This is a genomic window from Frankia sp. R43, from assembly GCF_001306465.1.
GTDB classification, from domain to species: Bacteria; Actinomycetota; Actinomycetes; order Frankiales; family Frankiaceae; genus Parafrankia; species Parafrankia irregularis.
In genome coordinates this window covers 290,753-304,834 of the sequence record NZ_LFCW01000005.1, presented here as the reverse complement: position 1 = coordinate 304,834, position 14,082 = coordinate 290,753, and the positions used below count along the sequence as shown (strand labels likewise).

Annotated in this window: 11 protein-coding genes; 9 read left to right on the top strand and 2 right to left on the bottom strand. The window is 70.6% G+C overall.

The window, feature by feature from the left end; translation table 11 throughout:
• Positions 1-10 precede the first annotated feature (10 nt).
• The 6 genes from ACG83_RS22310 (at position 11) to ACG83_RS22285 (ending at position 5,924) form a co-directional block, all read left to right on the top strand.
• Entirely contained in the window at positions 11-811 is an 801-nt protein-coding gene (locus ACG83_RS22310; RefSeq protein ID WP_054568184.1) for an SDR family NAD(P)-dependent oxidoreductase, read from the top strand.
• Positions 812-912: 101 nt separating this feature from the next.
• Positions 913-1,227 (top strand): cytochrome P450, encoded by a 315-nt coding sequence (locus tag ACG83_RS22305; protein ID WP_200931358.1) that lies wholly within the window; start codon positions 913-915, stop codon positions 1,225-1,227.
• Between the two features lie 200 nt (positions 1,228-1,427).
• Complete coding sequence (locus tag ACG83_RS22300) at positions 1,428-2,258, top strand: nitroreductase family protein (RefSeq protein ID WP_235498094.1); 831 nt, start codon at positions 1,428-1,430, stop codon at positions 2,256-2,258.
• Positions 2,259-2,320: 62 nt separating this feature from the next.
• Complete coding sequence (gene cysD / locus ACG83_RS22295) at positions 2,321-3,223, top strand: sulfate adenylyltransferase subunit CysD (protein ID WP_054568563.1); 903 nt, start codon at positions 2,321-2,323, stop codon at positions 3,221-3,223.
• Entirely contained in the window at positions 3,223-5,145 is a 1,923-nt protein-coding gene (gene cysN, locus ACG83_RS22290; RefSeq protein WP_054568181.1) for a sulfate adenylyltransferase subunit CysN, read from the top strand. The genes cysD and cysN overlap by 1 nt, the downstream gene beginning before the upstream one ends.
• Before the next feature lie 62 nt (positions 5,146-5,207).
• On the top strand, positions 5,208-5,924 hold the full coding sequence (locus tag ACG83_RS22285) for a 3'(2'),5'-bisphosphate nucleotidase CysQ (protein WP_054568562.1): 717 nt from the start codon (positions 5,208-5,210) through the stop codon (positions 5,922-5,924).
• A 96-nt stretch (positions 5,925-6,020) separates the two neighbouring features.
• On the opposite strand, the gene ACG83_RS46120 is transcribed toward ACG83_RS22285, so the two are convergent.
• Together ACG83_RS46120 and ACG83_RS22275 are read right to left on the bottom strand one after the other, a co-directional pair.
• Positions 6,021-9,689 carry a toll/interleukin-1 receptor domain-containing protein gene (locus ACG83_RS46120; RefSeq protein ID WP_054568180.1) on the bottom strand — a complete coding sequence of 1,223 codons (3,669 nt, stop codon included), beginning with the start codon at positions 9,687-9,689 and terminating at the stop codon, positions 6,021-6,023.
• Between the two features lie 132 nt (positions 9,690-9,821).
• A complete protein-coding gene (locus ACG83_RS22275; protein WP_200931356.1) occupies positions 9,822-10,277 on the bottom strand; it encodes a helix-turn-helix domain-containing protein in 456 nt (151 codons plus the stop codon).
• Between the two features lie 145 nt (positions 10,278-10,422).
• Between ACG83_RS22275 and ACG83_RS22270 the strand changes: the two genes are divergently transcribed.
• The 3 genes from ACG83_RS22270 (at position 10,423) to ACG83_RS22260 (ending at position 14,048) form a co-directional block, all read left to right on the top strand.
• Entirely contained in the window at positions 10,423-11,376 is a 954-nt protein-coding gene (locus tag ACG83_RS22270; protein ID WP_083473457.1) for an NmrA family NAD(P)-binding protein, read from the top strand.
• Between the two features lie 99 nt (positions 11,377-11,475).
• Positions 11,476-12,597 carry an NADH:flavin oxidoreductase gene (locus ACG83_RS22265; RefSeq protein WP_235498093.1) on the top strand — a complete coding sequence of 374 codons (1,122 nt, stop codon included), beginning with the start codon at positions 11,476-11,478 and terminating at the stop codon, positions 12,595-12,597.
• Positions 12,598-12,803: 206 nt separating this feature from the next.
• On the top strand, positions 12,804-14,048 hold the full coding sequence (locus tag ACG83_RS22260) for a toxic anion resistance protein (protein ID WP_054568178.1): 1,245 nt from the start codon (positions 12,804-12,806) through the stop codon (positions 14,046-14,048).
• The last annotated feature ends 34 nt before the right edge of the window (positions 14,049-14,082 follow it).

Genomic DNA, 14,082 nt, shown 5'->3' with positions numbered 1-14,082 from the left:
AGCGGTCAAGGTGGATCTTGGCTTAGCCGGTGCCGCGGTCGTGGTGCAGGGCGGTACCCAGGGAATGGGCCTGGCCGCCGCGGAGTGCTTCGCGGCCGAAGGCGCGAAGGTCGGAGTGCTCGCCCGCGGCCGGGCGAACCTCGACCGAACTGTCGCGCGGCTGCTGGAGCTCGGGGCGGCCGACGCGGTCGCCCTGCAGGCCGACATCACCCGGGCGGACGAGGTGACCGCCGCGTTCGACGTGGTCCGGGGCCGCTGGGGTGTGCTGAACAGCCTGGTGAACGCCACCGGTCCGAAGGGCGACCGGATGGGCCCGTTCGAGGAGCTCACCGACGACGACTGGCTCGCCGCCGTCGATGTGGGCGTCCTGGGCATGGTGCGCTGCGTACGTGCAGCCCTCCCGCTCCTGCGCGCTGCCGAATGGGCCCGCATCGTGAACATCTCAGCGCATTCGACCAAGCGTCAGACCGCCTCCCTGATCGCCTACACGGCGGCCAAGTCGATGGTGACCAGCATCAGCAAGAACCTGTCGCTGACCCTGGCTGACGACGAGATTCTGGTCAACACCGTGTCGCCCGGAAGTTTCGCCTCCGAGGGGCTGGCCACCTGGGCGCGCGGTGTCGGCATCGATCCCGGGGACCTGCGGGCCGTCATGAGCGGTATTGCCGAGCATTTCGGTCACCCCGCGCACCTGCCGCGGGCTGGGGCGCCATCCGAGATAGGTGCGGTGATCGCTTTTGTCGCCTCACGTCGCAACACCTACATGACCGGCGCGAACGTCAATGTCGACGGCGGCTCCGACTTCTGCTGATCGCCGCAGGCGCAGCCGCAGCGGCCGCCTCTGGGGGCTTACCCGCGACGAGGCGCTGCGGTTCGGGTCGCGGGTCGCCGGTGCGGGCCCCGGTCTCCCGCGTGGTCGAGCACCGCGGTCAGACCGTCCCCGCGGGCAGCGCCGCGCCGCTGCTCAATTCCGCTGCGAACCGTGATGAACGCCACTTCGTGGGCCCGGACTCGTTCGACATCCACCGGCGGATCGACCGTCACCTGGCCTTCGGGTGTGGCTCGAACCTCTGCCTGGGCACCTCGCCGGCAGGCATGGAAGGCCGGGTGGTGCTCGGCGAGGTGCTGTGGCGTTGGACCGACCGGGACATCGACCGCGAAGGCACGGTGTTGGACCACACATCCACGCCGAGGGGATGGAAGTGCCTGCCCGTGGTTGCTTCATAACAACGAACCAGTCGGACGGGCGCGGCGACCGAGCGGGAGGATGGACGGATGCACCGCGAGCGGACAGGTGGGTCTGACCGATGACCACGGGGGAGAGCCCGGCGCCTACGGCGCCCCCGGGGCTTCCGGCGGACACCGTGTTTCAGACGGGCACTGTGTTTCAGACGGACACCGTGTTTCAGGCGGGCACCGAGCTTCCGGTGGACACGGTGGGCCTGCTGGAGGGCCTGACGACGACGCGGGCCATCCGTCGCTACACCGACGAACCGGTGCCCCGGGAGGTCCTGCGGACCATCCTGTTCGCGGCCACCCGGGCCCCCAGCGGGTCCAACCGCCAGCCGTTCCGGTTCGTCGTGCTGACAGACGGCCCGAAGGCCCAGGCCGCGAAGGCGCTGATCGGGCAGGCCGCCCGGCGGGCCTGGGGTGGGAAGCGCCAGGCGGACGGTTACGACCGCGGCTCCGGCGGCGTCGCCGACTCGCCGAAGGCCCGGACGGCCCGTGCCCTCCAGCAGTTCGTCGACGGGTTCGAGCGGATTCCGGTGCTGATCCTGCCGTGCCTGGTGCGTTACCGTGAGCCGACGCCGTCCGAGGGCGCGTCGGTGTATCCGGCCTGTCAGAATCTTCTGCTCGCCGCCCGCGCGCTCGGATATGGTGGCGCGTTCACTGGTTGGAACTTCGCCGTCGATGCCGAGCTGCGGGCCCTGCTGGGGGTTCCCGACGGCACGTTCATCGCCGGCACCATCACGCTGGGCCGGCCGGCGGGCCGGCATGGCCCGGTGCGCCGGAGGCCGTTGGCCGAGCTTGTGTACGAGGAGGAATGGGGCTGCCCCGCGGACTGGGCCGTGGATCCGGCTGGGACGAGGTTCACCACAGCCGGCCCACCCCGGCCGGCTGCTGGTTCGCTGGGATCGGCTGCCGATCCTGGACCGGCCGCCGATCCCGGACCGGCCGCCGACGCCGATCCGCCTCGACAGCCCCGACAGCCTCGACCGGCAACGGTCACCGGACGTGACGAAGGACCGCAGCGATGAGCCAGACCGACCGCGTGGACGCGCCGGCACGGAGAGCACGGACGGAGAAGGGCAACCCCGGCATGGGCCGACTGACACACCTGCAGCGCCTTGAGGCGGAGAGCATTCAGATCTTCCGGGAGGCGGTCGCCGAGAGCGAGCGACCGGTGATGCTCTATTCCGTCGGCAAGGACAGCTCCGTGCTGCTCCACCTGGCGATGAAGGCCTTCTATCCGTCCCGGCCGCCGTTCCCGCTGCTGCATGTGGACACGACCTGGAAGTTCCGGGCGATGTACGAGTTCCGCGACAAGATCGCGGCCGACCTCGGTGTCGATCTGCTGGTCCACCAGAACCCCGAATGCGTCGAGCGGGGGATCAACCCGTTCGACCACGGCTCCGCGACGCACACGGACATGTGGAAGACGGAGGGTCTCAAGCAGGCCCTCGACAAGCACGGTTTCGACCTGGCGTTCGGCGGGGCCCGCCGGGACGAGGAGAAGTCCCGGGCGAAGGAGCGGGTCTTCTCGATCCGGTCGGCGCAGCACCGGTGGGATCCGAAGGCACAGCGCCCCGAGCTGTGGCGCCTCTACAACGCGAGCAAGGCCCCGGGCCAGAGCGTGCGGGTGTTCCCGCTGTCGAACTGGACCGAGCTGGATGTGTGGCAGTACATCTACCGTGAGCAGATCCCGATCGTCCCGCTGTACTTCGCCGCCCAGCGGCCGGTGGTGGAACGCGACGGAGCGCTGATCATGGTGGATGACGACCGGATGCCGCTGGCCCCGGGTGAGGTTCCCGAGCAGCGCAGCGTCCGGTTCCGCACCCTGGGCTGCTACCCGCTCACCGGCGCGGTGGAAAGCAATGCCGCGACCCTGCCGGAGATCATCCAGGAAATGCTGCTGACGACGAGCTCGGAGCGGCAGGGCCGGGTTATCGACCACGACTCCTCCGGGTCGATGGAGAAGAAGAAGCAGGAGGGGTACTTCTGATGGCGCACGCGACCAACGACCTCGTCGCGGCCGACATCGAGGGTTATCTGCGCGCGCACGAGAACAAGTCGATGCTGCGGTTCATCACCTGCGGCAGCGTCGACGACGGCAAGAGCACGCTGATCGGCCGGCTGCTCTACGACTCGAAGCTGGTCTTCTCCGACCATCTCGCCGCGCTGGAAAACGACTCGAAGAAGGTCGGCACCCAGGGCGACGGGCTCGATTTCGCGCTGCTCGTCGACGGGCTCGCCGCGGAACGCGAACAGGGCATCACGATCGACGTCGCCTACCGGTTCTTCTCCACCGAGCGGCGCAAGTTCATCGTCGCGGACACCCCCGGGCACGAGCAGTACACCCGCAACATGGTCACCGGGGCGTCCACCGCCGACCTCGCCGTCATCCTCATCGACGCCCGCCGGGGTGTGCTCACCCAGACCCGCCGGCACAGCTATCTGGTGTCGCTGCTGGGAATCCGCAACGTCGTCCTGGCGGTGAACAAGCTCGACCTCGTCGACTACTCGCAGGACGTCTTCGACGCCATCGAGGCGGACTACCGCGAGTTCGCCGCCCAGATCGGCCTCACCGACATCGTCGCGATCCCGATGTCGGCGCTGCGCGGGGACAACATCACCGAGCTGAGTCCGAACATCGGCTGGTACACCGGGCCGACGCTGGTCGGGCACCTGGAGACCGTGGAGATCGCCGACGATCTGCACGCCGGCCCGTTCCGGCTGCCGGTGCAGTGGGTCAACCGCCCGAACCTGGACTTCCGCGGCTTCTCCGGCCAGATCGCCGGCGGCAGCGTGCGTCCCGGCGACCGGGTCCGGGTGCTGCCGTCGGGCCAGGAGAGCACCGTCGAGCGGATCGTCACCGCCGACGGCGACCTCGACGAGGCGATCGCCGGCCAGTCGATCACCCTCACCCTCACCGACGAGATCGACGTCAGCCGCGGCGACATCATCGCCACCGCCGGCGACCCGCCGGGCATCGCCGACCAGTTCGAATGCCACCTGGTCTGGATGAGCGAGGAGCCGATGCTGCCGGGCCGGCCCTACCTGCTCAAGATCGGCAGCCGCACCACCAGCGTGACCATCGCGCAGCCCAAGTACAAGGTCAACGTCAACACCCTGGAACGCACCGCGGCCCGCACGCTCGAGCTCAACGAGATCGGCGTCGCCAACATCAACCTCGACCGGCAGATCCCGTTCGACCCGTACACGGCCAACCGTGACACCGGCGGTTTCATCCTCGTCGACCGCTTCACCCGGGCGACGGTGGCGGCTGGGCTGCTGCACTTCGCGCTGCGCCGCGCCGACAACGTCCACTGGCAGGCCGTCGAGGTCGACAAGACCGCGCGGGCCCGGCAGAAGGGCCAGCGGCCGGCGCTGCTGTGGTTCACCGGGCTTTCCGGCGCCGGCAAGTCGACGATCGCCAACCTCGTCGAGAAGCGCCTGCACGACCAGGGCTTCCACACCTATCTGCTGGACGGCGACAACGTCCGCCACGGCCTCAACAAGGACCTCGGCTTCACCGACGCCGACCGGGTGGAGAACATCCGCCGGGTCGCCGAGGTCGCGAAGCTGATGGTCGACGCCGGCACCATCGTCCTGGCCTCGTTCATCTCCCCGTTCCGGGCCGAGCGCCAGATGGCCCGCGAGCTGCTCGGCGCGGGCGAGTTCATCGAGATCTTCGTCGACACGCCGCTGTCGGTGGCGGAGTCCCGCGACCGCAAGGGGCTCTACGCCAAGGCCCGCCGCGGCGACCTGGTGAACTTCACCGGCATCGACTCGCCGTATGAGGCGCCCGAGAACGCGGAGATCGTGCTCGACGCCAGCGGGTCCGTCTCGGCCGAGACCGCGGCTGAGACGGTCGTGGACTACCTGCGCGGCACCGGCATCCTGACCCCACCGGAGGCATCGTGAGCACACCCCCGACCTCGGCCGCCAACCTGGCCGGCCTGACTCACCTGGCTGACCTGGCTGACCTGGACGACCACGGCCTCGCCGCGGCCCTCGCCGCCCAGGCCGGCACGCATCTGGTTGCCATCCGCGATCAGGGTGGCGCCGAGGGTGACCGGCAGTCGAACGAGCTGCTGCTGGCCGGGCTGGCGGCGGCCCGGCCGGCCGACGCCGTCCTCTCCGAGGAGAGCGCCGACAGCCCCGAACGGCTCCAGCGCGAGCGGGTCTGGATCATCGACCCGCTCGACGGCACCCGCGAGTACGGTGAGCCGCCCCGCGAGGACTGGGCCGTCCACGTCGCCCTCGCCGTCGGTGGCCGGGCAGTCCTCGGAGCCGTGGCGCTGCCGGCCGCCGGCGGTCTCGTCCTGCACACCGGTGAACCCCCGGTGCTGCCGCCGCGGCAGCCCGGGCCCATTCGCCTGGTCGTGTCCCGGACCCGTCCGCCGGCCTGCGTCGACCACCTGCTCAGCCGGCTGGACGCCACCCTGGTGCCCATGGGCTCCGCCGGGGCGAAGGCGATGGCCGTCGTACGGGGCGAGGCGGACGTCTATGCCCACTCCGGCGGCCAGTACGAGTGGGACTCGGCCGCCCCTGTCGCGGTCGCCGCCGCAGCGGGCCTGCACACCTCCCGCCTCGACGGTTCCCCGCTGGTCTACAACCAGGCCAACCCGTACCTGCCCGACCTGCTCATCTGCCGTCCCGAGCTGGCCGAGGACGTCCTCGCCGCCCTGCGCGACCAGTAGCCCTGCGCGGAACACACCGCAGGATTCTCCAGCGGCGTGGCATGTTGCCGGAGTCTCCTCGAAGTTCATGCCGGCAGTGCGGCGAGTGCGCTGGGGCTATTCCAGGTCATCCCATGACCAGGGGGCGGCGGGGCTGTGATCGGGCTCCCGCCCAAACCGGAAGCGCTCCCGGTGATCCCTGACGGTAAGGAACTGATCGAAATGCCCCGCGGCGGGTAGCTGTTCGGTCAACGTGGCTACCTCCTCCTCGGCCCCCAGCTGGTGCAGCTGGTCCAGCAGCTGGGCGAGGGCGTATGGGTTGTCGAGGGGGGTGTGGGTGGCGGCTCGGGTGGCGAGTGTGGCTGTCTGTTCCTCGCCTCCGAGTTGGTGGAGCCTGGCCAGTAGTTGGGCTACGGCGACCGGGTTGCCGAGAGCGACATGTGCGGCGGCTCGGGTGGCCAGCGTGGCTGCATGTTCCCTCGCTCTCACCTGGTGCAGCCGGTGCAGCAGCTGGGCGAGGGCGTACGGGTTGTCGAGGGGGGTGTGGGTGGCGGCTCGGGTGGCGAGTGTGGCTGTCTGTTCCTCGGCTCCGAGCTGGTGGAGCCTGGCCAGTAGTTGGGCTACAGCAACCGGATTGCTGAGGGTGACGTCTGCGGCGGCTCGTTCGGCCAACATGTATGCCTGTTCTGTCGCGGCCAGTTGATGCAGCCGATCCAGCAGCCGGGCGAGGGCATACGGGTTGTCGAGGGGGGTGTGGGTAGCGGCCCGGGTGGCGAGCGTGTCCGTCTGTTCCGTCGCGGCCAGTTGGTGCAGTGTCTCCAGCAGCCGGGCGAGGGCGTCCGGGTTGCCCAGGGTGACGTGTGCGGCGGCTCGGGTGGCCAGCGTGGCTACCTCCTCCTCGGCTCCCAGCTGGTGCAGTGTGTCCAGTAGTCGGGCTACGGCGACCGGGTCGTCGAGGGTGACGTGTGTGGCGGGGTTGCGGGCCAGCAGTGTGGCCATCTGTTCGTCCGCTGGCAGCTCGTCCAGTCTGTCGAGCAGTCGGGCCACGGCATCCGGGTTGTCGAGGGCGATGTGTGCGGCGGCTCGTTCGGCCAGGACGGCTGTCTGATTTGCGGCCCGCGCCGCGTTCAGGCCGTCGAGTAGCCGGGCGAGGGCGTCCGGGTTGTCGATCGGCACGTGTGTGGCGGCTCGTTCGGCGAGTGTGGCTGTCTGTTCCTCGGCTCCCAGCTGGTGCAGTGTGTCCAGTAGTCGGGCTACGGCGACCGGGTCGTCGAGGGTGACGTGTGTGGCGGGGTTGCGGGCCAGCAGTGTGGCCATCTGTTCGTCCGCTGGCAGCTCGTCCAGTCGGTCGAGCAGTCGGGCCACGGCGTCCGGGTTGTCGAGGGCGATGTGTGCGGCGGCTCGGGTGGCGAGTGTGGCAGCCTGTTCCGCTGCCCCCAGCCGGTGCAGCCTTTCCAGCAGCTGGGCCATGGCGTAGGTGTTGTCGAGCGCGATGTGTGCGGCGGCTCGTTCGGCCAGGGCGGCTGTCTGTTCCGCCGCTGCCACCTCGTCCAGTCCGTCGAGCAGTCGGGCCACGGCGTCCGGGTTGTCGAGCGCTGCGTGTGTGGCGGCTCGGGTGGCGAGCGTGGCTGTCTGATCCGCCGCACCCAGCCGGTGCAACCTGTGTAACAGCTGGGCCACGGCGTCCGGGTCGTCGAGGGTGACATGCGCGGCGGGGTCGCGGACCAGCAGCATGAGTGTCTGTCTTCCCGCCCCCGCCTCCTCCAGCCCATCCAGCAGACCGGCAACGGCGACCGGGTCGTCGACAGCGATGTGCGCGGCGGGGTCGCGGGCCAGCAGCATGGCCATCTGTCGCGCCGTTCCCAGCTCGCGCAGCCTTTCCAGCAGTCGGGCCACGGCGTACGGGTTGTCGAGGGCCACGTGTGCGGCGGCTCGCGTGGCCAGTGTCGCTGTCTGCTCCCTCGCCCCCAGTTGATGCAGCCTGTCCAGCAGCGCGGCAACGGCGGCCGGGTCGTCGAGAGCGACGTGGGCGGCGGCGTGACCGGCGGGGCGGTGGTCGGTGGGGTGCAGGGTGTTCAGGTGAGTGATGAGGGCATGGGCGGCGTGCGGGTTGCCGTGGGTGGTGGCGTCTTTGTGGAGCTGCGTGGCGTCGCGGTAGAGGCCACGGTTCCAGGCGGCGTAGGCGAGGGTGTCGAGGTCGGAGCGGCGGGCGTGGGCGGCCGCGGCGGTCCAGAAGTCGATCGGCGGGAGGTGGCCGGCACGGTGACGGCGTCCGTGCTGGTCGAGGTAGTCGGCCAGCCGGTACCTCCGTTCCGGCCCAGTGCTGCTGCTCGTGCGGGGCGTGCGCTGGTTACGGGCAGTGTTGCTGAGGACAGGGGTGAGAACGCCGGGGATGCCGTTGGCGGGGGTGACGTAGTCCAGGGCATGGTCGAGCCAGTCGACGCCGGTCCTCTCGGCCGCGAGCAGCGCCTGTTCCCAGGCGGTGTCGGTGAGGTAGCCGGGGGCGGCCTGGGCCAGCCAGGCCAGGGGAAGATGCGGGCCGGCGCCGAGACGACGGGCGTCCATCGCGGCGTGGATCAACGCCTGGGTGGCGGGTTGTGCCTGCTGGTAGCGGTCGAGCAGGGCCGGGGCCCCGGCCAGGTACTGGACGATCTGCCCGTCACGGGCATGTGTGGCGGCCTCGGCCAGGCGAGGGTCGCTGCCGGCCAGACCGGCCAGCGTTTCCCAGTCGGCTCCGGCGAAAGCGTCTGGTAGGCGGATGATGTGGGCCCCGTCGAGGAGCTCTCGGGCATGGGCGTGCGGGTCGGGTCGGGCGGCGTGCGGACGGGTGGTCAGGGCGTCCCAATGCTCAGGCCACAGGGTGGACAGGATCAGTAGCGGGCCGTGCCCTGGCTCGCGGAGCAGGTTCCGCAGCCCTGCGGCGACCTGGTCGCCGCCAGCGTCCGGGGCCAGGTAGAACTGGGCCTCGTTCAGCCAGATCACGGTGTACGGGGCGATCCGCGCCAGGTCCGCGAGGGCTGCCTCGGGTCGGGTCGGGTCGATGGGATGCCACAACCGCCACGGTTCGCCACGACCCCGCAGCAGGCCGACCGCCTCCCAGCAGGCGCGGGTCTTCCCGGTGGAGGATCCGCCGACCAGCACTGCGATCTGGCTGATCTTCTCGTCGGCGGTCCGGGCCACCACCTCGGCGAGCTGGCGGTCATGCTCACGGGGCACATACACCGGCAGAACCGGCACACCGGCGGCGGTCGTGGCGACGGCGCGATGGACTTCCAGCCTGAACGGGTCGCTCACCTCCTCCAGCGGCCACCCCGGCCCCATCGGAGTGTTCCCCGGCGGGGTCCCGCCGGGGAACACGGCCCCAACCTGCGGAGCGGCGTGCCCAGGGAAGCCGTCAGAGCGGCGGGCCGGGCGGGCCAGGCCCGCGGCTTCGATCAGCCGGCGCCGAGCGGTGGCTTCGTCGACACCGTGCAGATCGCGACAGGCGATGGGGGCCAGCACCGGTGGCATCGCACAGTTTTCCACTCGCAGTGGGGTGAGGCCGTTGCCGGCGAGGGCACCAGTCCATTCCTGGGTGCACCAGTGGGAGGTGAAATAGGCCTGCGAGCAGACCGCGATCGTGCGGGTCGCGATGGTCATCTGCTCGTTGACCCAGGCGACGACATTCGCCCCGGCCGGCGAGTCCCACGCCTGCAGCCGGACCGCCTGACCTTCGGCTTCCAGGACAGCGGCGATCCAGGTCGCCCATGCCTCGTCTGCCCCTGTGTAGGAGACAAACACATCCACGCCACCGCCTGGGGCCCCCGTGCCCATAGCTGTATAGCCTGCCACGAAACGCCACCAGACCGATACGTACAGCCTCAGCCTTTGCCTGGGTCTTCGCCTTCACCGTGATCGCCGGTCCGCGCTGCCGAGATCTCAGGTGGGCTGCGCCGAACGGGCCACGATCTCGTCCGCGTGCCGCGCGATCCAGGTCATCAGTGGTGCCAGGCGGAGCACGAGATCGTTCCCGAGGTCGGTGAGGCTGTACTCGACATGCGGTGGGATGACGGGGAACGCCTCGCGGTGGACCAGCCCGTCCTGTTCCAGTGTCCGAAGGGTCTGGGCGAGCATCTTCTCGCTCACCCCCTGGACAGCGCGGCGCAGCTCACCCCAGCGCAGGGTGCGCTCGGCCAGAGTCAGCAGGACGAGGACGCCCCACCTGCTCATCACATGATCCAGGACAGTCCTGGTCGGGCATGACGAGGGAAAGACGCCGTCCGCGAAGTAGGACCGGAGCTCGCCGAAATGGTCGCTGGTGTGTTCGGCGCTCTGGCTTGGCTCGCCGGTCCGGATCTGTCCGTCGGCCTGGTCGGTGAGCTGTGTGCTAACCATAAGGTCAGTACCTTACCTGAAGGTGGGTACTGTGCGATGGGAAGTATCTGCGGGAGAGTCCGGATGGGCGCGGCCGCGCCCTGACAACGCAGCGATGCAGCGATGCGGTAACGCGGCAACGCAAACGCAGCCACCTGGAGATCTGATGTCCCTCGTCGTTACCGGAACCGGCGGCAACCTCGGCCGTCTCGTCGTGGAGAACCTGCTGGCGCGAGGCGTCGACCCTCGGCGGATCGTTGCGGGAACACGCGATGTGGGCGCGCTGTCGGCGCTGGCCGAGCAGGGTGTGGACGTCCGGCGGATCGACTTCGACGACGCGGCGTCGCTCACGGCCGGCTTCGCCGGCGCGGAGAAGGTGCTGATCGTCTCGGGGACGGACTTCGGCCGTCGGGTGGAACAGCACGTCGGTGCGGCCAGGGCCGCGCGCGACGCCGGTGCGGCGCTCGTCGCCTACACCAGCGCTCCCTACGCCGACACCACCGACCTGCTGCTGGCCGCGGAGCACCGAGGCACCGAGGAGGGCATCCGCGAGCTCGGTGTCCCGTTCACCTTCCTGCGTAACGGCTGGTACTTCGAGAACTACACCAGCCAGATCCCGGTCTACCTGGAGACCGGTGTGATCGTCGGCAGCGCCGGTGAGGGTCGGATCAGCGGGGCGGCCCGGTCCGACTACGCCGAGGCCGCCGCCGCGGTCCTCGCCGGCGAGGGGCACGAGGGTGCTGTGTACGAGCTGGGCGGCGACACGTCCTTCACACTTCCGGAGCTGGCCGAGCAGGTCGCCACGCACTCCGGCCGCCCGGTTGTGTACCGGGATGTCACCCAGGCGGAGCTGGAGGCAGTCCTGACCGGCGCCGGTGTTCCCGCGCCCGTCGCGGCCGTCCTCGCCGACGCGGACCGGGCCATCAGCGCCGGGCGGTTGCTGATCACCACCGGTGACCTGGCTCGGCTCATCGGCCATCCGACGGCCCCGCTGGCCACCGCCGTGTCTGCCGCCGCCGCCGTGTCTGCCGCCGCCGCCGTGTCTGCCGCCGCCGCCGTGTCTGCCGCCACCACCGTGTCCGCCGCCACCGTGTCTGCCGCCACGTCCGCGGCTTCGTGACGGAACACGGGGGCCCGCACCAACCTTGAACGCGATGTGACTCTGTCATCGAGCCCTGTCCCTGCCGCACCGAGCTCTGCGACGCAGCGCTTTTCCACCGTGGAGGCCAGCGCGCGACTGCTGGACGGAACCGATGCGGCGCCGCTGTTCACGCCGTTCTCGCTGGCGGGCGTCGAGCTGGCCAACCGCTTCGTGATGGCGCCGATGACCCGCCAGCACTCCCCGGGTGGTGTGCCCGGCGAGGACGTCGCCGCCTACTATGCGCGGCGGGCCGCGCACCTCGGCCTGATCGTCACCGAGGGCACCTACGTCGACCATCCCTCGGCCGGGACGAGCGACCGGGTGCCGCGCTTCTACGGCGACGACGCGTTGGCCGGCTGGCGCCGGGTCGTTGAAGCCGTGCACGGGGCGGGCGGGAGGATTGTGCCCCAGCTGTGGCATCTCGGGGCCGTTCGTGAGCCCGGGGCACCGCCGCATCCGCGGGCGCCGGTGCTCAGCCCGTCCGGCCTGCGGGCCGACGGCGCCGTGGCCGGGGAGCCGGCGACCACGGCGGAGATCGACGCGGTGATCGCCTCCTTCGCCCGTGCCGCGGCGGACGCGCGGCGGGTCGGTTTCGACGGCGTCGAGCTCCACGGTGCCCACGGCTACCTGCTGGACCAGTTCTTCTGGTCGCTCACCAACCGTCGCGCCGACGGCTACGGCGGGAGCCTGGCTGGCCGGGCCCGCCTCGGGGCGGAGGTCGTCGCGGCGGTCCGCGGCGAGGTCGGCCCGGACTACCCGGTGATCTACCGGTTCTCGCAGTGGAAGGGCGGGCACTACGACGCGGTCGTCGCCGAGACGCCCCACGATCTCGACACGCTGCTGACCCCGCTCGTCGGCGCCGGCGTCAGTGCCCTGCACGTGTCCACCCGCCGCTACTGGCTGCCGGCATTCGACGACTCACCGCGCACCCTCGCGGGCTGGACGAAACACCTGTCCGGCCTCCCGACCATCGCCATCGGTTCGGTCGGGGTGCCGACGGCCTTCCGCGGCGACCATGAGGGCGCGGCCGCGTCGCTGAGCCTCGCCCCGCTGCTGGAGCTGTTCGCCCGCGGCGAGTTCGACCTGGTCGGGCTCGGCCGGGCCGTGCTCTCCGAACCCGCCTGGACCACGAAACTGCGGGAAGGGCGCCTGGCGGAGATCCGTCCCTACGACAAGGCGGACGAGACCCGCCTCACCTGACGAGCACCGCCCGCGCGCCTTCCATCGGTACCTGGACGGACGTCGTGGCAGGGCTCGGGGGCATCGCCTGAGTCCGCTGGTCGACAAGGCATTTCGCGTAGGGTCGAAGGTGGCAGACACTTCGTGCGGCCCACTTCATCCGGTTTGTGGTGGGCCACGCCGGCCGAGCAGGGTTACTGCCCGGCGGATGTCGGGGAGGGGACGCCGTGTCGGACTCGTTGGACCTTGGTGGCACGCCGGCTTCGGGGGCCGGTGCCGCCTCCGCCGGGGCTGCTGCCACGGGTGGCGTGCTGGAGCTGGTGCCGCCTGCCCCGGTGCCCGTCGTCGCCGACGACCAGGTGGACAGCATGGTCCCGCTCGACGAGGCGACCAAGGTGGCGCTGCGGGAGCGCGCCGCGGCGTTCGCGGCCGATCTCGCGGCGCAGGACCCGCGCAGCCCCGCCTTCCAGTCCAAGATCAACGACATCACCCGGATGGGCGAGCGGGAGATCGTGGCGAGCGCGCGGGTGTCCAGCCGGATGCTGGACCGGCCGGCGGCGGCGCTGCAGTCGAGCCGCGGGTCCCGGGGCGGTCGGGCCGGGGCGGACGCCCAGGCCCGGGTCGCCGGCACCCTGGTCGAGCTGCGCCAGACGGTCACCGACCTCGATCCGGGGAAGGCGGACCTGAAGGGCGCCCGCAAGCTGCTGGGCGTGGTCCCGATGGGGAACAAGATCGCCCGCTACTTCCAGCGCTACCAGTCCGCGCAGAAGCAGCTCGATGCGATCATCGGTGCCCTTGGCTCGGGTCAGGACGAGCTGCGCAAGGACAATGCAGCCATCGAGCACGAGAAGGCCACGCTCTGGGCCGCGATGGGCAAGATCACCGAGTATGCCACGCTCGCTCGCGCTCTCGACAGCGCCGTCTCGGCCCGGATCGACCAGATCAGGATCACCGACCCGGCGACGGCGGACGCCCTCACCTCCGACGCGCTGTTCCCCATCCGCCAGCGCCAGCAGGACCTGGTCACCCAGCTGGCCGTGAGCGTGCAGGGCTACCTGGCCCTCGACCTCGTCCGCAAGAACAACATCGAGCTGATCAAGGGCGTCGACCGGGCGCAGTCCACGACCGTCGCCGCCCTGCGCACCGCCGTGATGGTGGCTCAGGCCCTGGCCAACCAGCAGCTGGTCCTCGACCAGATCACGGCGCTCAACGCGACCACCAACAACATGATCCTGTCGACGAGCGAGCTGCTGCGCCAACAGTCCGGCCGCATCCAGGAACAGGCCTCATCCAGCACCGTGGACGTCGAGACGCTGCAGAAGGCGTTCGACAACGTCTTCGCGACGATGGACGCGATCGACACCTACAAGGTCAAGGCGGTCGACAGCCTCGCGACCACCGTCGCCGCGCTGGAAACGCAGGTCGGCCGTTCGAAGGCCTACCTGGAGCGGGCCCACAACGGCGAGGGCTGACCGGTGCCCGCCCCAGTGACGGCGGGCCCACGGC

Coding starts and splice junctions, on each gene's coding strand:
- cysD (WP_054568563.1), top strand. CDS start 2,321: ATGGGCCGACTGACACACCTGCAGCGCCTTGAGGCGGAGAGCATTCAG.
- cysN (WP_054568181.1), top strand. CDS start 3,223: ATGGCGCACGCGACCAACGACCTCGTCGCGGCCGACATCGAGGGTTAT.
- ACG83_RS22275 (WP_200931356.1), bottom strand. CDS start 10,277: ATGGTTAGCACACAGCTCACCGACCAGGCCGACGGACAGATCCGGACC.
- ACG83_RS22270 (WP_083473457.1), top strand. CDS start 10,423: ATGTCCCTCGTCGTTACCGGAACCGGCGGCAACCTCGGCCGTCTCGTC.